The 17,574-nt window shown below is 70.1% G+C and carries 17 protein-coding genes; 7 read left to right on the top strand and 10 right to left on the bottom strand.

From position 1 onward, the window contains the following. Positions 1 to 5 precede the first annotated feature (5 nt). From JJ691_RS32450 to JJ691_RS32435, 4 genes are all read right to left on the bottom strand, one after another. Positions 6 to 404 (bottom strand): helix-turn-helix transcriptional regulator, encoded by a 399-nt coding sequence (locus JJ691_RS32450; protein ID WP_211763393.1) that lies wholly within the window; start codon positions 402 to 404, stop codon positions 6 to 8. Between the two features lie 387 nt (positions 405 to 791). Then, positions 792 to 2,069, bottom strand: a complete 1,278-nt coding sequence (gene wecB, locus JJ691_RS32445; protein ID WP_211763392.1) for a non-hydrolyzing UDP-N-acetylglucosamine 2-epimerase — start codon at positions 2,067 to 2,069, stop codon at positions 792 to 794. A gap of 60 nt (positions 2,070 to 2,129) precedes the next feature. Further along, entirely contained in the window at positions 2,130 to 2,345 is a 216-nt protein-coding gene (locus JJ691_RS32440; protein WP_211763391.1) for a hypothetical protein, read from the bottom strand. A gap of 23 nt (positions 2,346 to 2,368) precedes the next feature. After that, a complete protein-coding gene (locus JJ691_RS32435) occupies positions 2,369 to 2,860 on the bottom strand; it encodes a hypothetical protein (protein WP_211763390.1) in 492 nt (163 codons plus the stop codon). A gap of 720 nt (positions 2,861 to 3,580) precedes the next feature. On the opposite strand from JJ691_RS32435, the gene JJ691_RS32430 reads away from it, so the two are divergent. The 7 genes from JJ691_RS32430 to JJ691_RS32400 all read left to right on the top strand — a co-directional run bounded on the left by JJ691_RS32430 (position 3,581) and on the right by JJ691_RS32400 (position 11,793). Next, positions 3,581 to 4,435 carry a helix-turn-helix domain-containing protein gene (locus JJ691_RS32430; protein WP_211763389.1) on the top strand — a complete coding sequence of 285 codons (855 nt, stop codon included), beginning with the start codon at positions 3,581 to 3,583 and terminating at the stop codon, positions 4,433 to 4,435. Beyond that, positions 4,436 to 4,642: a DUF397 domain-containing protein gene (locus JJ691_RS32425; protein WP_306291323.1), complete on the top strand. Its 207-nt coding sequence runs from the start codon at positions 4,436 to 4,438 to the stop codon at positions 4,640 to 4,642. A gap of 126 nt (positions 4,643 to 4,768) precedes the next feature. Continuing rightward, positions 4,769 to 5,545, top strand: coding sequence for a phosphatase PAP2 family protein (locus tag JJ691_RS32420; RefSeq protein ID WP_211763388.1), 777 nt, complete (start codon positions 4,769 to 4,771; stop codon positions 5,543 to 5,545). Between the two features lie 543 nt (positions 5,546 to 6,088). Next, a complete protein-coding gene (locus JJ691_RS32415) occupies positions 6,089 to 7,906 on the top strand; it encodes an asparagine synthase-related protein (RefSeq protein ID WP_211763387.1) in 1,818 nt (605 codons plus the stop codon). Between the two features lie 239 nt (positions 7,907 to 8,145). Beyond that, on the top strand, positions 8,146 to 10,026 hold the full coding sequence (locus tag JJ691_RS32410; RefSeq protein ID WP_211763386.1) for an asparagine synthase-related protein: 1,881 nt from the start codon (positions 8,146 to 8,148) through the stop codon (positions 10,024 to 10,026). 7 nt (positions 10,027 to 10,033) lie between these two features. Beyond that, positions 10,034 to 10,459 carry a hypothetical protein gene (locus JJ691_RS32405; RefSeq protein WP_211763385.1) on the top strand — a complete coding sequence of 142 codons (426 nt, stop codon included), beginning with the start codon at positions 10,034 to 10,036 and terminating at the stop codon, positions 10,457 to 10,459. A gap of 425 nt (positions 10,460 to 10,884) precedes the next feature. Continuing rightward, on the top strand, positions 10,885 to 11,793 hold the full coding sequence (locus tag JJ691_RS32400; RefSeq protein WP_211763384.1) for an NAD-dependent epimerase/dehydratase family protein: 909 nt from the start codon (positions 10,885 to 10,887) through the stop codon (positions 11,791 to 11,793). A 44-nt stretch (positions 11,794 to 11,837) separates the two neighbouring features. On the opposite strand, the gene JJ691_RS32395 is transcribed toward JJ691_RS32400, so the two are convergent. The 6 genes from JJ691_RS32395 to JJ691_RS32370 form a co-directional block, all read right to left on the bottom strand. Beyond that, positions 11,838 to 12,314, bottom strand: coding sequence for an SRPBCC family protein (locus JJ691_RS32395; RefSeq protein WP_211763383.1), 477 nt, complete (start codon positions 12,312 to 12,314; stop codon positions 11,838 to 11,840). Between the two features lie 3 nt (positions 12,315 to 12,317). After that, on the bottom strand, positions 12,318 to 12,581 hold the full coding sequence (locus JJ691_RS32390) for an acyl carrier protein (protein ID WP_211763382.1): 264 nt from the start codon (positions 12,579 to 12,581) through the stop codon (positions 12,318 to 12,320). A 67-nt stretch (positions 12,582 to 12,648) separates the two neighbouring features. Next, positions 12,649 to 13,860, bottom strand: a complete 1,212-nt coding sequence (locus JJ691_RS32385; RefSeq protein ID WP_211763381.1) for a beta-ketoacyl synthase N-terminal-like domain-containing protein — start codon at positions 13,858 to 13,860, stop codon at positions 12,649 to 12,651. Beyond that, the gene (locus JJ691_RS32380) at positions 13,857 to 15,140 is read right to left on the bottom strand and encodes a beta-ketoacyl-[acyl-carrier-protein] synthase family protein (protein WP_211763380.1); all 1,284 of its coding nucleotides are present in this window, start codon (positions 15,138 to 15,140) and stop codon (positions 13,857 to 13,859) included. The genes JJ691_RS32385 and JJ691_RS32380 overlap by 4 nt, the downstream gene beginning before the upstream one ends. A 241-nt stretch (positions 15,141 to 15,381) precedes the next feature. Next, complete coding sequence (locus tag JJ691_RS32375; protein WP_211763379.1) at positions 15,382 to 16,410, bottom strand: helix-turn-helix domain-containing protein; 1,029 nt, start codon at positions 16,408 to 16,410, stop codon at positions 15,382 to 15,384. A 229-nt stretch (positions 16,411 to 16,639) separates the two neighbouring features. Beyond that, the gene (locus JJ691_RS32370; RefSeq protein WP_211763378.1) at positions 16,640 to 17,503 is read right to left on the bottom strand and encodes an SDR family NAD(P)-dependent oxidoreductase; all 864 of its coding nucleotides are present in this window, start codon (positions 17,501 to 17,503) and stop codon (positions 16,640 to 16,642) included. Between the last annotated feature and the right edge of the window lie 71 nt (positions 17,504 to 17,574).

Here is a 17,574-nt window from a genome sequence, read left to right as displayed (position 1 = left end):
GCCAACTATTTGGCCCCCGGCGTGTGGAATGTGTCTCGGTCATGTTCGAGGTTTATCGTGACATCGTTCGAGGTCTGGCGCGGTATTGCGCCCGGTTCGGCGCTTCCGCCGACCATGGGAAGCACGTCCGCAACCGATTTCACCGTCCGAAATCTCCTCGAGAACGTCGCCGAGCATTCGAGACGCTCCAGCGGAACCTCGAGGACCACGGTGAGCCAGCGCAGCCAGTGCCGGGTGGGGATGCGCTTGCCGCGCTCCCACCTCGACACCTCGGAGCGGGTCACAGTGTCCTGGCCCGACACGTCGGCCAGGGACATGGCGAGGCCGGTCTGACTCAGGCCGCGCTCCGTCCTGGCGCGCTTGATCAGGTCGGAAATCAACTCAGGTATTGGCCGATCCTCCACTTCCGGTCTCCTGTCGCGATGATCCGATGATGTGCTCGCGGTGCGAGGCCGGGGATCGTGCTCGTGACTTCTGCCATGTGCCGTCGACACGCGGCAAGTGCGAAGTTCTGTATTCCGCACGAGGATGCGCCGTCCTGAGCATTCGTCATTCGCGGACAAACGGCCTCGGCGAACGCTGTGCCAGGGTAGCGTGCGGGATGCCGTTTTTCGCCTGCCGGCGGTGTGATGGGAGTAGCTAGCCCGGTTGCTCGTGATCCCTAGACTGATCGAGCGATCATGGGAATAGCGTCCACGGCCAGCGTGCGGGACGCCAGACTAGGCGCTGTGCGAACGATCGCCAAGAACCCGGCCGACCGGAGAAGCCCGCTTCGGAAATGGCCGCGGGCGTCAGGTCCTGGCCGCCGGCTGTCCCCAGACGCGCTCCGAGGGCGTGTACCGCACCGTCGAGGGAGCGGACGGCGGCAGCTGCTCCAGTCCGAGCAGCCAGGCGATGCCGTGCTCGACCCGCGGCGCGGCGTAGCCGTCCCCGAACGGGTTGGGGGCGCCGGCGCCGCGCTCGGCGGGCTCGTCGAGGATGCGCGCCGCCAGGTCCACGATCACCTGCGGATCGGAGCCCACCAGCCGGGAGTCGCCGGACTCCAGCGCTTCCAGCCGCTCGGTCAGGTCCCGCAGCACCAGCACCGGCACCCCGAACGTGGGCGCTTCCTCTTGCACGCCACCGGAATCCGACAGCACCAGGCGGGCGGTCGCGAGCAGCTGGCAGAACTCGTCATAGGGCAGCGGCGCGGTGAAGTGCACTCGGTCGACACCGAACAACCCGGTCATGAGTTGCTTGCGCGCGGCGTCGTTGGGGTGGATCGGCAACACGATCTCCACGTCCTGATAGCGCTCCAGCAGCGTGCGCAGCGCGTTCATGATCCGCGTCAGCGGCGCGCCCAGGGACTCGACGCGGTGCACGGTCACCAGCACCAGCCGGGTCTGACCGCTGCGTGCCCGCCATTCCACGGCCGCGAGACGGGGGTCGTGGTAGCTGACCGGCCGGCCGGCGACCCGCGTCAGCGCGTCGACGACGGTGTTGCCGACCACCAGCACGCCGGGACCGCTGATCCCCTCCGCGTGCAGGTTGGCGGCGGCGCCGGTGGTCGGGGCCAGGTGCAGCGAACTGACGCGGGCGACCAGGCGCCGGTTGGCCTCTTCCGGGAACGGCGCGCGCAGGTCATGGGTGCGCAGGCCGGCTTCCAGATGGACGACGCGAATCCCGCGCCAGAACGCCGCGAGCGCACCGGCCAGCGCGGTCGTGCTGTCGCCCTGGACCACGACCGCCGCCGGCCGGCGACGGGCGAAGTGCTCGTCCAGCAGCCGGATGAGCGAGCCGAGCAGTTCGGGCCGACCGCTGCGCGGTTCGACCGGCAGCCGGATGTCCGGCCGCATCGCGAACACCTCCAGCGCCTGGTCGAACACGAGCTCCTGCTCGCCGGTGGCCACCATCTGGCAGCCCATGCGGCCCCGGGCGCGGATCGCCTCGGCGACCGGCGCGAGCTTGATGGCCTCGGCCCGGGTGCCACCGATGAGGTGCACCTCGGGAAGGCAGAGACCACGGGGCAACAGCGCCGTGCTTGGCGCCCAGCCGTTGGCGGAGCCGTGGCTTCGGCTGGACTGATCCATGTACTGCCCCCACTGGGTGATCAACGTTGGTTTGAGCTGAGTCGGCTTGCCTGCGGACGACTACGGGTGATGGCGAACGCGCTTCATGCGCCGTCGGTGCACCGAACCGACGCCTTCGGGGTGGGCCAGGTCCAGCCGTCCGGCGGGTGCGCCCGGCGGGCGGCTCATGGTGCGAGCGCCTGCCGACCGGTTCGACCGCCCGGGCCAGTCCCGCACCGCCATCACGATGTCGGGCAACACGCCCACCACGGCGAGCACCAGCTCGACCGCGCACATGCAGTGAGCGCAACAGGCGCACGTCACGGTGCGCCGCCATTGGCGGCGCACCAGCGCATCGCCCCGATCACGCTGATCCACGGGGGCAGTGGACGCCCCAGGACGGGACTGGTGGACCAGCGGACCTCGCCGCCGGGCAGCCGCGACGGCGGCAGCGGGACGAACTCGTCGTGCGGCCAGAGCCGGACATCGGCGCGGCCGATGTCCGCCACCGTCTGCCGGGACAGGTTCTGCGCCGGACCGGTGAGGAACACCCAGTCCGGGAGCTGCTCCGGATCGTCCTTCGGCAGCAACAGCACGGGTCCCGCGAGCAGGCGGGCGCACAGCAGGCGCTGGGTCTGGATGCCGAGTTCGCCGCGGACCGCGATGGCGTCGACACCGGCGCGCACGGAGAGCACGAGTTCGCCCCGGTCCGGGGACACACACACCGGCCACTCGTAGAGCTGTTGGTATGCCTGCGCCCGTGCCGCCATCTGTTCGAGTGGGCGGTCCGCGGGCACGGCGACGTTGAGCATGATCGATCACCTGATTCGTTCTGCCACCGGAATCGCGGTGGATGGATGGAGGCGCGGTGGGGCCGGATGGGGAGGGGCGTACGGGTTCCGGCCCCACCGCGGTGAACCGTGCGGCGAGTAGGCGGCCTGCCAGCCACAAGGCGGGCCCTACGCCGCACGGCGTCTCGCGGGCGCCGGCCGGATCGGGCCGGCGCCGGTGGGGTGCGGTGAGGACGGGTACGGGGACAACCCGTCCCCACCGCAGCAGAGGGCCGGGTGGCGATGGGCGCCGCGGCGGAGAACTGCCGCACCGCCACCCGGCGGGGCTGGCACCGGGCGGGGGCGCGACAACGTGCTCCCAGTGCCAGTGACAGGAGCCGACAGCGCGGACGGCGCGGAGGGCGTGACCGGTGATCCGCGGCGTCGTCCGGTTGCTTCCTCGAGCATCCCGTCCCGCCGTCCGTCGGCTCCTGAAATGTTGCCCAGTGAATGAACACGGTTCACGTTCGGTCATCTCCTGGGCTGTACGTCTTGTGTGGCTAGAGCCTGCCGTGTACGTACAGAGCTGTACATCGGCCATCGAGGTTTTCCGGGCGTTACGCCGAACGGCCCCTCCACAAGAGAACACCTTCGGCGGACCCCCAAGAGTTCGATCCAGCTTGTGTACTGGCCCCGCTGCAGCCCCATACTCCTGATAAGCGGGAGACCGTGGGGGTCGTGTCGGCAATCTAAGGAGTGTCGATGGCCCTTGACTACAGTCCGACAGTCCGCCGCAGGCGCCTGGCGGCCGAGTTGCAGAGACTACGAGAGATTTCAGGCATGAAGCTCGAGGATGTCGCCGCGTACCTCGACTGCCGGCATCCGAAGATTTCTCGCATTGAGAAGGGACGGGGCGCGGTCAGCGTCGGTGACGTGCGACTCATGCTGGATTTGTATGGCGTCACCGGGGTCGAGGCCGCCCGCCTGATCCAGCTTGCGAGGGATTCCGGGAAGAAGGGGTGGTGGCACAGTTATAGTGATGTGATCCCCGACTGGTTGGCCACCTACGTCGGGTTGGAGGCCGAGGCGGCGGAATGCCGCACATACGAAGGCGAGGTGGTCAACGGACTGCTGCAAACACGCGACTACGCTACTGCTGTCACACTGGCCACAGTGGACGCGTCGTCCGTCGACGAGATCGACAGACGAGTGGAGCTTCGGCTGAAGCGGCAATGCCGGCTACACGACGAGCGGCCGCTTGAGCTGCACGTAGTGCACAGCGAGGCCGCTCTGCGGCGTCCAGTGGGCGGGCGGGCGGTGATGCGCGAGCAGCTGCGACATCTCGTCGAGCTCGCCGAGCTGCCGAACGTCACGGTGCGGGCGCTGCCGGTTTCCGCCGGAGCGCATCCGGCCATGTTTGGTCCCTTTGTCATGCTCCGGTTTCCGGAGCCGAGCGACCGGGACGTCATTTATCTCGAAACCCAGGTCGGCGGTCTCTACCTGGAGAAGTTCGATGAGATCACCGACTACTCGCGGGTGTTCGACCATCTGTGCCGCAAGGCGGTCGATCCCCGGGGAACGATCCAACTTATCCACCGAATCACTGAGGAGCTGTAGTTGCACAACCTTGATCTTGCGGACCTGGCCTGGCGCAAGAGCAGTCGGAGTGTCGGGCAGGGCGCGTGCGTTGAGCTGGCGGTACGTGTGGACCGTACCCTGGTACGCGACTCCAAGAATCCGAGCGGGCCGATCCTGGCGTTCCCTCAAGGATCGGTGGCGATGTTTCTTCGTGAGCTGAAGCAAGTCTGCCCCGAACGCGAGTGACGGTATGCGGCCACGTCGGTGGTCCGCCGCCAGCCGTATGGTCGACGTCCATCCGAGTGACGTGGCCCCGGTCACGTCCTTGTCGGCCTAGTGTGAATTGTGCTCGCTGAAAATATTCGTCGCGACATGGAGTTGTTGGTTCCGGCACGGCTGCGTTACCCCGCCACGATGCTCGTGCTGTTGTGCGTCGTCATCGTGGGTGGGCTCGGTGCGTCGTTCCATCAAAGAAGTTCGCCCGCCGGCGTGGACCGGTTCGTCGCCGACTGGGTGCACCGGCTCGCCGGACACCACGCCGGTCTGATGGAACAGGTGATCAGGATCGGCGATCCGCTGCCCGTCGCCGCCCTTGTCGTCGGCCTGGCACTGGGGAGCGCCGCGTTGGGCCGTTGGCGGACAGTGCTGTTCGCAGTCGTCGGCCCGACCGCGGCGGTGCTGCTGACCGAATTTCTGCTCAAGCCGACGGTCGGGCGGACCCGTTACGGGCAGCTGGCGTTCCCCAGCGGCCACACCACGGGCACGGCCGCCGTGGTCACGGTCGTCCTCGTGCTGTTTCTCGGCAGCGCGTGGCTGACCTCGACAGTGGTCAAGGCGATGCTGATCCTGCTCGGGCTCGGCGTGTCCGTGGCGGTCTCCGTCGCCCTCGTGGGGCGGAACTGGCACTACGCCACGGACACGCTGGGCGGGATCTGCGTCGCCGTGGCGTCGGTGCTCGTCGTCGCGCTCGTGATCGACGAACTCGGGGGCGGATCCGACGGTCCGCCGGTGCGTGGCGGTCGCGGGCTGTCCCCCGCGACGGCCGTCCGGCCGTCGCGGGGTCTCGTGCCGGCCGAGCGACACGACTCCGGCCGGCACGAGATCGCCCGCGCGGGGCGCCGGGACCGGTGGGAGCCACCTCGCCGGTGATCTGGTGACGCGCCCTCGGGCCGGCGCGTGGGCTGCGTGAATATTTCCGTGTCCGGAGCCGGATAATCGGCCGGACTGGTTCTCCATATTTTGGGTTCTCAGTTCCCAGGGCCAGTTGAATGGCCCCTTCCTGTGATGGTGACGTCGTTGTTACGGTGTTGACCGCGATCTCTTGACAGATACCGGCGCGGCGGTGTCAGGGTGCGCAGATTATGTCGATGGATTTTTTCTGCACGTGGTCGCGGAGATTCACGAGGAGTTGATTCCGTTCATGCTCATACTGCCGCGAACTCCACTCGTCGCCACCACCTCGCCGTTCCGGCGCGTCGGCGAGCGGGGCAGGAGGCCGCGTCGACCTGGGGGCGCAGGCGTGGACGACCCGCCGGAACGGGTGAACCGCGTGCGGTTGGCTGCGCGCGCCTGAGGACCACGGCGGTGGTTGCCGCTCGATTTCCGCGGTTGCGTTCTCCGCGGTTCGCGCGGCCGCCGCCGCTGTCGCGCCTCCCTACCACAAACGCAAGAATTATACGCTGCCGAGGGATAATGCGATTTCCCAACCTGACGCTCGGGACACCGTGGTTCGTCGTTCTGCCGGACGTGCCCACGCGAGCCGAGGCTGTTCTCGCACTGCTGCACCACGCGACCCGCTCGGTGGCCTATCCGTCGGGAAGACCGTGGCTGGTGGGCAGCTGGCCGGACGACCAGATCATGCTCCACGTGGCGGGCCGCTCGCGTGTCGCGCTGATCGGGCACACCGCGGTCTCGATGGACCACCTGGCCCGGCTGGTGGAACGGACGGGCGACGTGTCCGCGCTCGATACCGCGCTGGCGAGCATGCCGGGCAGCTGTCACGTGATCGCGGACCTGGGCGGCCGGCAGCGGATCCAGGGCACGGCATCGGGTGTTCGGCGGGTGTTCCACACGGAGCTGGACGGCCAGCTGATCGCGGCCGACCGCGCCGATGTGCTCGGCTGGCTCATCGGCGCCGAGCTGAACCAGCACGCGGTCGCGTTGTCGCTGCTCGATCCGATGTGCCCGCACCCACTGGACGACGTGCCGATGTGGCAGGGCGTGACGGCGCTGCCCGCCGACCGGTTCCTGCTCGTCGAGGCGAGCGGGCGCGCCAGCACGATCCGGTGGTGGCAGCCGCCGGACCCGGTGCTGCCATTGCGCGAGGGCGGCCGGCGGCTGGCGGCGGCGCTGTCGGACGCCGTGCGGTGCAGGCTGCCGGGAACGGAGACGGCCAGCTGCGATCTGTCCGGCGGGCTGGACTCCATGGCGGTGACGTTCTTGGCCGCACGAGGACAGAGCAAGCTCATCGCCTACACCGCGTGCACCCTCGACCCGGCGGATGACTACCTGTCCTGGGCCGACCGGGCGATCGTCGAACTGCCGGGCGTCGTGCACGACGTGTTGCCGCGCGACCAACTTCCCCTTCCCTACGACGGCATCGCCGGCGCCGACGACACGTTGGACGAGCCCTCCGTCGGCGTGATCGACCGGGCGAAGCTGCTGACCGGTTACCGGCGGATGGCCGCGCACGGATCGCAGGTGCACCTGACCGGTCACGGTGGCGACGAGGTGCTCGATGGCGCGCCCAGTCACCTGCACACAATGCTGCGCACCCACCCGCTGCGCGCGGTGGACATGTTCCGTGGATTCCGGGCCCGGACGCGCTGGCCCCTGCTGCCGAGCATGGTCACCGCGCTGCGCGCGCAGCCGTACTCGTCCTGGCTGAGCTCCTCGGGCGTCCAACTGGCCGGCGGCGGCTCCCGACTGCGCCTGACCGATCTGGAGTGGGACATCCCGCCGACGCTGCCGCCGTGGGTGACGCCGGATGCCCGCGCGCTGATCCGGGAGAGCTTCGCCGCCATCGCGGGCTCGGCCGCTCCGCTGGCGAGCACCCGCGGGCGACACGCCGACCTCTCGGCGATCCGGGGCCGCGCCCGGCTCGTCCGTTCGCTCAGCCAACTGGCCGCGCCCACCGGGACAGCCGTGGCCGCTCCGTTCCTCGACGACCGTGTGATCGAGGCGTGCCAGTCGGTGCGGCCGCACGAACGGGCCGCCCCCGGCCGGCGCAAGCCGCTGATCACGGAGGCGATGCGGGGCATCGTCCCGGCGCGGTTGCAGGCCAGGAACGGCAAGGTGGACCGTTCGGCCGACGAGGAGGCCGGGATCCGGGCCAACCGCGGCCACCTGCTCGTGCTGTGCGAGGGCTCGCGCCTGGCCGACCTCGGGTTCGTCGACACCGGCCAGCTGCGGGCGGCGTGCCGGTATCCGATCTCGCCGGACCGGTTGCACGAGCCGCTGCAGCAGACCGTCGCGTGCGAACTGTGGCTGCGGACGTCCACGGCGGGCTGACCTCGCCCGCCGCTCACCCGGGATCGACGTGCGTGGCGGGGGACCGGCCCGTTCGCGCGGCGTGGCCGATTCGCGTCGCCGACCGGAGGGCGTCTGGGCGATCGGCCCACCCAAGCCTTAAAGATGGCCTGAGGCGGCAGGCGCCGGGCATCGGTCGGGGATGCCCGGCGCCTGCCGGTGAGGGCGATGCGGATGGACCCCGAAGTCGTTGACGCCTTTCGATCGAAGTAGGGAAAGCGGTGTGCGCAACCAGGGACGTGCGACCGGACCGGCGCCTGCCGGCGGCGCAGCCCGGCGCGGCGTGGTTCGTCGTGCTGCCCGACACCGAACGCGCCACCGCGGCCGCGGCCGGGATTCCACCTTCGGCCACGCGGATCGACCACTGCTCGGGACGGCCGTGGCTGGTGGGTCGGTGGTCGGACGGCGAGTTCCTGCTCGCCGAGGTCGGCACGACGCGGCTGGCCGTCGTGGGGCACTGTCCGGTCGGCGCCGCCGCGCTCGCGCAGTGGGCCTCGCGGATCCGCGACGTCGCCGACGTCGACGCGGTCGCGGCCTCGCTGCCCGGGAGTTTTCACCTCATCGCGTCGGTGGACGGCCGATCGCGGGTCCAGGGCAGCGTTTCCGGACTGCGTCGGGTGTTCCACGCCCTGGTCGACGGCGTCACGGTGGCGGCGGACCGGGGCGACGTGCTGGCCCGGATGACCGGCGCCGTGGTGGCCCGGAGCCGTCTGGCCGCGCGGTTGCTCGTGCCGAACGCGCCGTACCCGTTGGCGGATGACACGCTGTGGCAAGGAGTTTTCGCGGTCGCGGGGGACAGCTATCTGTCCGTGTCGGACACCGGCGCCGGCCGGGTGGTGCGATGGTGGGAGCCACCGGAACCGAACCTCGGACTGAAACCGGGGGCGAGCGCGCTGCGGCTGGCCCTCGAGACCGCGGTGTGGGGCCGTGCCTACACGGAGCCGGCGCTCAGTTGCGATCTCGCCGGCGGCATCGAGTCGGTCGCGATCTGCTACCTGGCCGCTGGCAACGGCAGACAGCTCACCGTCCTGATCGCCGCCGGCGACGGTCGTTCGCCCGGCGTGGAGCTCGCGGCGCGGGGACTGCCGCATGTTCGGCGGTTGGCGGTGTCGCCCTGGGAGGTGTGGCCGCCGTACGCGGATGTGGCGGTGCCCGGACCTGCGGGGGACGAGCCGCTCACCGGTATCGAGAACCGGGCGAACGTGCTTGCCACGGCCCACCGACTGGCGGCGGCGGGCTGCCGGGTGCACCTGGCCGACAGCGGCGCTTCCGAGGTGCTGCAAGATGGTTCGGCCTACCTCTGCGACCTCGCGCTGACCCGACCGTTCCTCGCGTTGTCCCGTGCCCGCGGCTATCGGGAGGCGCAGCGCTGGTCGCGGAGGTCGGTGGCGCAGATCTGGACCGACCGACGCGACTACGGCAGCTGGCTGGTCGGCATGGGGCGTGCGCTCACGGCGGGCCTGTCGGCGGGCGACACCGCGCCGACCGGCTGGGGATCCCCCTTCCGGCTTCCCGCGTGGGCGACCGCTGACGCCGCGGACGCGGTGCGTGAGCTGATCGCGGATGTGGCGGCGGACGTGCGTCCACTGGCCCGGACCCGAGGCCGGCACGACGCGCTGTGGGCGGTCCGTCAGGTGGCCTACCGCATGCGCGGCCTCGCCGGCCTGGTCGCGTCGGCCGGCGTCGCGATCGCGGCTCCGTTCCTCGACGATCGAGTGGTGGAGGCGTGCCTGGCCGTCCGCCCGCACGAGCGCACGAGGCCCGGGCGCGACCGGGCGCTGCTCGTCGAGGCAGTGCGAGGCGTCGTCCCGCAGGCAACGGTGCGCCGCCCGCTCGAACCGGCGCTGGCGGTCCCGGAACCCGCCGCGCCCGACCGGCTCCGCGCCGACCTCCTCGCGCTGTGCGAGGACTCCGCGCTGGCGCGGTTGGGGCTCGTCGACAGCGGCCGGCTGCGGTCGGCGTGCGACCGGATGCCGGAGTCGGACCTGGAGCGCGTCGCGCTGTCTCGAACGTTGGGCTGCGAACGGTGGCTGCGCGATCTGGCCGAGGCGGATCTGGACAGCGTGGCGGATGCCATCGAACCATCGGAAGCGAAGGAATGACCACATCGTGTTGCATCTGAACCTGCTCGTTCCATCGGACCGGCACCGTGCCGACCACAGCGACGATGACGAGCGGGAACCGCAGCCAGAGCGCGAGCCGGACGACGCGGGCGCCCCGGCGCCCGCGGCGCGAACCGCCGACCTGGACGAATTCGACCTAATGATGCCGGCAAACGCCATGGGCAAGGTCGCGCGCGAGTGTGCGCTTCTTGTCCCGGCCCACCACATGGCCGCGGTCCGGTCCGTCGATCGCGTCGCGGTGCTTGACACCCGAAACAAGTTCGCCGATAGCCGGCGTGAGGATCTTGTGTGCGTGAATTCGCGCACGGCGGTGCTCACGATGGATCGGCTCCATTCCCGGGCTGAGCTGGGAGAAACGGACTCGGATCGTATGAGTGGTCACGAGCTCTGCTCACTTGACTACAGAGAGTGATAAACCCGGTTGGCCCTGTCCGTTGTGTCCGGTTCATCGCTTGCTGTTCGGCAAGGTTTGGCGAGCGACTACCTGTCGTCACGTTGAGATGTGCAACTTGCGACACTCGGGTGACGGTGGCTGCGCGACCGGTTGAACGGTGTCGGGTCGCTCGGCGCTACCGGCTGGCCGTGGTTATCGGATGGGTGAAGAATACCGTTCTTCGTAGGACGGATAACGAGTTGTGGCCATAATCGTCCAGCGGTAGTGAGCTTGATCGTCTTCGGTTACCCGATCTGGTCGCCGTCAACGGTTCCGGCTCGATGTCGTGCGGAGGCGGTATGACATCGAGGCCGTGCTCGTGTGCGTGGTGGTGGTTGTGGATCGCCCCTTTGCCGGCTTGTCCGGTGGTGCCGATCCGATTAGTGAAAGAGGTGCAGAACGGCATGCGACGTGTTCTGGTCCTTGGCGCCGCCGGATTCCTCGGCCGCCATGTCTTTCGGAGGCTCGCCCACGACCGGGACCTCACCGTGATCACCTTGGGCCGGTCGCCGCTGGCCGCCTCCCCCTGGCACATCTCGCTCGACCTCGGCGTGTGCGGTCCGGACGCGATCGGCTCGATGCTCCAGGCGGTGATGCCGGACGTCGTGGTCAACTGCGCCGGCGTCACCAACGGTGATCCGGCGGCGATGGTCACCGGCAACGTCACGGCCACGTCGTCCCTCGTGGAGGCGTTGCTGGACAGCGACCTGCCGATTCGCCTGGTGCACCTGGGCTGCTCGGCCGAGTACGGCATGGCCGACGTGGGAAGACCGATCAACGAGGACGCGCCGGTCCGCCCGGAAGGGGCCTACGGCGTCACCAAGCTCGCCGCCACCAGACTGGTCATGACGGCGCGGACCGCGGGGCTCGAGGCGACGGTGCTCCGGGTGTTCAGCGCCATCGGACCAGGGATGTCGGTGGACAGCGTCGTGGGACCCGTCGTGGCGGAGATCAGACGGGCGGCCGGGACGGACGGCGATGTCGTGCTCGGACCGCTGGACGTCGTTCGCGACTTCGTCGACGTCCGCGATGTCGCGGGCGCGGTCGAGGCGGCGGTCACGGCGGCCTCGCTGGAATGGCCGGTGGTGAACGTGGGCAGCGGGCGCGGCGTCCCACTGCGCACGCTCGCCGACACCATGACGCGCATAGTCGGACTTCGGGGCGAGATAAGGGAAAGCGATGCCCCGCCCGGGCCGGCTGCGGAGATTCCCTGGCAACAGGCGGATGTCACCATCGCGGAGCGGTCGTTGGGCTGGCGTCCCCGTATCGGGCTGGCGACCTCACTGGCCGATTTATGGTGCTCCACCATGTGATCCCGTCACGGGAGACCACCGCGGTCCCGCCGGCGACGCCGTCCTCACCCGCCGCCGGCCAGCCGTTCCGCGCGAGCTGCCGACTCGATCCTGCGGCGCAGCAGATCCAGCCGCGTGCTCGAACCGAAGTCGAGACGTGACATCATCGCCGAGTCGTCGATCGGGGTGTCCGGCCGCGTCGTGAAGTCCTGGATCCAGCGCAGGCGCGTCGCCATACCGCCGATCCCGGTGCAGCACCACCGGATCGACAGCTGCTCGAGCGGCCCCGGCCCGATTCTCCGGGCGTGCACCGTCCGGCGCGTGGGGTCGCTCAATTGCTCGAGAATCCACCTGAGCACCCGGCCGCGGGCGTCGGGCGGTGCGGTGAGCCGGAACCGGGACGCGGCGCCGTCGCGGTGCAGCAGGCGCACCGACGCGTACTCGCCGAACAGGTCGGGCCAGTGCCGGATGTCATTGGCGAGCCGCCAGGTGACGTCCACCGGCGCGCCGATGAGGACCTCGTTCTCGATATGCGACGTCACCGGTCACACCACGCCGCTCTGGGCCTCGCGCAGACGTGTCATGAGCTGGCGGGGGGTCGGGCAGTCCTGCGCCGCCTTCGCGCCCAGATCGACCCGCCGGCGGTGCTCCAGCTCGCGGACGACCGCGAGCATGCCGAGGGAGTCCACCCCGATGTCCGTGAACGTCGTCAGTCGGTGGCTCAACCGGTGGACGTTCACCGTGATGCCGACGTGTTTGAGGATGACCGACGCGAGTTCCTGGTAGGTCAGCTCGGGGATGGAGGACATGGTTCAACGCCTTAGCAGATGGTTGCGGGCACCGCGGGTGGACGCGACCGGTGGTCGCCAGCCGGCGTCAGCGATCCGGGCGGCGCAGGACGAGTGCGGAGTTCATGCCGCCGTACCCACGGGCGAGCACGAGCGCGGTGCGCAACTCGGCCTGGCGCGGGGCGCCGACGACGAAGTCGAGTTCGTCGATCGGCTCGGCGAGCGCCGGGATCGGCGGAATGATCCCGTGATCGAGGCTGAGCACGGCGGCCGCGGCGTCCAGCGCGGAGGCGCTGGCGTACGCCCGACCGAACCCGGCCTTGGGTGCGGTCACCGGGACCTTCGTGCCGAACAGCGACTTGATCACGGTGACCTCGGCGCGGTCGGCCGTGGGGATGGCGGTCGCGTCGGCGAAGACGACGTCGATGTCCTCCGGCTGGCAGCCGGCCGCCGCGAGGGCCTTGCGGCACGCCATCGCCAGCCCCTCGCCGGACGGGTCGAAGGCGGCGACCGCGCTGAAGGTCGCACCGTGCCCGGCGATCACGGCCCTGGGCCGACTGCCCCGCTCGGCGGCGTCGGCCGCCGACTCCACCACGAACATCGCGGCTCCCTCGGCCGGCGCGTATCCGCTTGCGCCGTGGGAGAACGGGAGATAGGCGGTGGCGGGATCGGCCGACTCGCTGAGCATTCGCGCGGAGTACTGCGGCGCCAGCGCGTAGGGGCACAGCGGCGCCTCCGCCGCGCCCGCGATCATGATCCGGGCGCCGCGTCGGATGGCGCGTCGGGCGTGCGCCAGCGCGTCGAGACCGCCGGCCTCGTCGGTGACGAGGACCCCGCACGGCCCCTTCATGCTGTCGCGGACCGACACCTGCCCGGTCGTCGCCGCGTGGAACGGCGCGATCGACTGGTAGGGGCTGACGTGGTGCGGGCCGCAGCGCCACAGGTTGCCGAGCCCACGCTGCCCGGACTCGGCGCCGCCGACACAGCTGGTGGTGATCACGCCGGCGGCGAAGGGATTGAGCGCGGGCGGCGAGAACATCGCGTCGGCCATGGCGAGGTCGGCGGCGGCGAGACCGAACTGGGTGGCCCGGTCGGTCTGCACCAGGTAGCGGTGCTCGATCAGCTCGTCGGCGTCGAAGCCGACCTCGCCGGCGACGGTGACCGGGTTGCCCTCGGGGTCGAACCGGGTGATCCGCGCCAACAGGTTGCGGCCCGCGGCGGTGGCCTGCCAGAACTCCGTGGCGCCGACGCCGCCCGGCGCGACCGGGCCGACCCCGGTGATCACGGCCGTGACAGTCACGGCCGACTCCTTTCCACGCGGCCAGAATCGGGGCGGCGCAAGGCCATCACGGACTGGAACCCGCCGAACCCGCTGGCCAGCGACAGCGCGACGCCGACGGGGTGCTCGCGGGCGGTGTCGGGAACGTAGTCCAGATCGCACTCGGGGTCCGCCACCGTCAGGTTGGCCGTCGGTGGCACCACGCCGCGTTCGATGGCCAGCGCGGCCGCGACCAGCTCGATCGCCCCGCTGGCGCCGAGCGCGTGCCCGACCATCGACTTGATCGAGCTCATGGGCACCGAGTACGCCCACTGTCCGAGCGCCAGCTTGACCGCGTTGGTCTCGTGCCGGTCGTTCTGGCGGGTTCCGGTGCCGTTCGCGCTGATGTAGTCGATCTCCGTGGGGCCCAGGCGCGCCTGGTTGAGCACCTGGGTGATGGCCACCGCGAGCACCCTGCCGTCGGTGGTCAGCCCGGTCATGTGGTGCGCGCTGCTCAGCGTGGCGTAGCCGGCGATCTCGCACAGCACGGTCGCGCCTCGCCGGACGGCGTGCCGGAGCTCCTCGAGAACCAGGACCGCGGCGCCCTCGCCGAGGACGAAGCCGTCGCGGTCCCGGTCGAACGGCCGGCAGGAGTGCTCGGGATCGTCGTTGCGCGACGACGTCACCCCGATCGCGTCGAAGCGCCCGACGGTCGCGGGTGATATCGGCGCCTCGGCGCCGCCGGTCACCACCACGTCGGCATCGCCGTCCAGGATGAGCTGGGCGGCGTAGCCGACCGCGTCGATCCCGGCCGTGCAGCCGCTCGACACCGTGTGCACCGGGCCGCGGGCGCCGCAGAGCCGGGCGATCTCCGCGCCGAGCATGCTGGGCGTCCACGCCAGGTGCAGATGCGGAGAGCCGTACTGGTGGTCCAGTTCCCACTTCGCGCCACCGTCGCTCATCACCACGTAGTTCTGCTCCAGCAAGGCCGCCGAACCCAGCGCGGTGCCCATCACCACGCCGACCCGCCACTCGTCCTCCTCGACCGCGTTGAGCCCCGAACCGCGCAGCGCCTCGGTGGTGGCGGTGGCGGCGAACTGGAGGTAGCGGTCCAGCCAGCGGGTGTCCCGGGTGTTCATGCCGTGCCCGGCCGGGTGCAGGTCGCACTCCGCCGCGATGCGTGACCGGAACCCGGTGGCGTCGAACAGAGTGATCGGCCGGGTCATCGGCCGCCCGGTGGTCAGCAGTTCCCAGAACGCGGGAATTCCGACGCCGCCGGGAGCGGTCACCCCCATGCCGGTGATCACCACTCGCCTTGTCACGCCGCATCACCTCGTGCGGCGTCCGTAGCGCGCAGGGTCAACTCGTCGTCCTGACTCATGTCGGCGTCCGGCTGAGCGTTCCAGTGCTGGGACCGGCCGGACGAGCTCTGCTGAAGAAGCGACCGCATCCCGGCCGTGGTGGATCAAGTTTGCAGCGGCGTGCCGGCCGCCACAGGTGGCCATCTGGGTGGCCCCCGGCCCCGCGGCCGATCATGAGCGATGCTCGCCACCACCGCCCTCGTCACTGCCCGGGCGAGTCGTGCGGCATCGGCTTCTGGTCGGCGTGCTCGTCCGGCGGCGGGACCAGGCCACGGAAGGACGCCTGCAGGCCGGCCTGGAAACGGGTGCGAACCCCCAATCGCTCCAGCAGGCCGCCGATCCGGCGCTGGAAGGTCCGGTAGGACAGTCCCAGCTGGCGGGCGATGATCCGATCCGGCAGGCCGGCGGTCAGCAGGGCGACCAGGCGGGCGTCCTCCTGCGGCAGCCCATGCTCCTCTTCGGCGCCCCGGCCGCCGACCGGGGGGAGCGGCAGGGCGGTGCGCCAGAGCGTCTCGAACAGCGCGTCCAGCGCCTCCAGCAGCGCGGACGGGTGCACGACCAGAACCGACTCGATCGAGTGCGGGTCGGATCGCAGCGGCAGCAGCGCGAGCCGCCGATCGGCCAGGATCAACTTGATGGGCGCCTCCGCCAGCACCCTCGCCTGCTCCCCCTGGGCGATCGCGGGTTCGATCTCGGTCTGGATGTCGCGAGTGGACAGTCCGACCGGATCGTAGAGACCGCGGTAGGGAACACCGCGGCGCAGCATCTCCGCCTCGACGGGAGCCAGCATCTCCGGGGCTATCACGTAGGGCTGCTTGTCGATGAAGCGGACCTCGGTGCTCGTGCTGCGCAGGATCTGCTCGACGCGTTGGGCGACCGCGTGCCGGCCGGAGATCACCTCGATCAGATCGGCGGGGTTGCGGCCAGCGGCCGCGCGGCGGTATCGGGCGGCCAGTTGCTCCATGTACAACCGGGTGCGCTTGATCCTCTCCTGTTGTTCCAGCAACAGCACCTCGAGCGCGACGTCGGGGGGAGTCGCGGTGACCACCTGCGAGCCCCCCTCGGTGCGCATGATCAGCCCATTGGCCTCCAACGTGTTCAACGCGTCATGGACGCATGTTCTGTCCAGAGTGGTAGCGCCGCTCACCTCTTCAACCGTCAGCGGTGGGTTGTCGACGAGTGCTTCGTACACCGCCTCGGCGGTGGCATCGAGGCCAACAATCTCGAGCATGCATTGATCCTCGGGGTACGTGTGGCCTGGCAGGGCGGTCATCGGAGGCGAAAAATCGCATCTGTCGTCCTTGCGCCACGGCACGCTATTCCCAACCGGTGGGTCATCCGACAAGGTGGGGCGTGCCGCACCCCGGTGGGACGGGTGGCAAGGACACCGTCCAGGCGGGAGTCGACCCGTCCTGTCGACTCCCGCTGGTGTGGCGGTTTCCGCCCAGGGGCTCGCCCGGTCAGCTCGCGGGTGTTTTCGCCAAGGGGCTGTAAACCATGTCGACCCAAGGCAGGTGGATGTTCAGCATGTTAGCCGTGATCCGATCGAGGTGCCGCTGCACATGCGGACTCGAGTGCTCGGTCGGAGGCTGGGTGCGCAGCTGTTGTTCGAAGTGTGAACCCTTGACGCCCGTCGACGCCGTGATGGCGTACAGCACGCAGTCCGCGGCCGCCGCGACGGGCCCGGCCGGCCAGCCGAAGGCCCGGCGGTGCAGCTTCGTGTCCGCGGTTCCGGGATCGACGGACACGGCGCTGCACGAGCTGTCGGCCAGGATGTCGGCCAGGCCGGCGGTGTGCATCGTGAGCGCCAGCTTGGACTGGGCGTAGGCCGTCACCGGGTGGTAGCGGTGTTCCATCGACATGTCGTGCCAGCGCAGCTTGACGTTGCGTTGCGGACTGCAGACCACGTTGACGATCCGGCTGTGCGCGGGGGTGGTGAGCAGGGGGAACAGTCCGGCGGTGAGCATCACCGGGGCGAGATAGTTCACCTGGAGCGCCATCTCGTGCCCGTCGGCGGACAGTGTTCTCGGGTAGATGCCGGCGGTGGCCGCGTTGTTGACGAGGATGTCGAGGCGGTCCAGGCTGCCACAGACCCGATTGATCATGTAGCGGACCTCGGTGAGGCTGGCGAGGTCGGCCTTGAGCGGGATGATCGTCGTCCCCGGGTTGGCGGGTGCGAGCGAGGCCGCCAACTCCATCAGGCTGGCCGGGTACCGACCGTGTATCAGGAGGGTGTCGACCAGGCCCGCCAGTCGGTGCGCCACGGCGCAGCCGATGCCGTCGGTGGCGCCCGTGACCAGGGCCGCCGCCCATTTCTTGTTCATGTGTGGATGCCACCTCGGCCTTCCTGCTGGCACCTCCTCGATGGCGATGTCGGGGATTGAATGGTGTGGGC

The organism is Kutzneria sp. CA-103260 (assembly GCF_018263855.1).
GTDB lineage: Bacteria > Actinomycetota > Actinomycetes > Mycobacteriales > Pseudonocardiaceae > Kutzneria.
Note: the sequence above shows the minus strand (reverse complement) of the source record. Positions and strands in the feature narration are given on the sequence as shown.

Excerpts from the sequence above, each read along its gene's own strand:
- wecB (WP_211763392.1), bottom strand. The coding sequence starts at position 2,069 with ATGGATCAGTCCAGCCGAAGCCACGGCTCCGCCAACGGCTGGGCGCCA.
- JJ691_RS32440 (WP_211763391.1), bottom strand. The coding sequence starts at position 2,345 with ATGTGCGCGGTCGAGCTGGTGCTCGCCGTGGTGGGCGTGTTGCCCGAC.
- JJ691_RS32435 (WP_211763390.1), bottom strand. The coding sequence starts at position 2,860 with ATGCTCAACGTCGCCGTGCCCGCGGACCGCCCACTCGAACAGATGGCG.
- JJ691_RS32430 (WP_211763389.1), top strand. The coding sequence starts at position 3,581 with ATGGCCCTTGACTACAGTCCGACAGTCCGCCGCAGGCGCCTGGCGGCC.
- JJ691_RS32420 (WP_211763388.1), top strand. The coding sequence starts at position 4,769 with ATGGAGTTGTTGGTTCCGGCACGGCTGCGTTACCCCGCCACGATGCTC.
- JJ691_RS32415 (WP_211763387.1), top strand. The coding sequence starts at position 6,089 with ATGCGATTTCCCAACCTGACGCTCGGGACACCGTGGTTCGTCGTTCTG.
- JJ691_RS32400 (WP_211763384.1), top strand. The coding sequence starts at position 10,885 with ATGCGACGTGTTCTGGTCCTTGGCGCCGCCGGATTCCTCGGCCGCCAT.
- JJ691_RS32390 (WP_211763382.1), bottom strand. The coding sequence starts at position 12,581 with ATGTCCTCCATCCCCGAGCTGACCTACCAGGAACTCGCGTCGGTCATC.
- JJ691_RS32375 (WP_211763379.1), bottom strand. The coding sequence starts at position 16,410 with ATGCTCGAGATTGTTGGCCTCGATGCCACCGCCGAGGCGGTGTACGAA.
- JJ691_RS32370 (WP_211763378.1), bottom strand. The coding sequence starts at position 17,503 with ATGAACAAGAAATGGGCGGCGGCCCTGGTCACGGGCGCCACCGACGGC.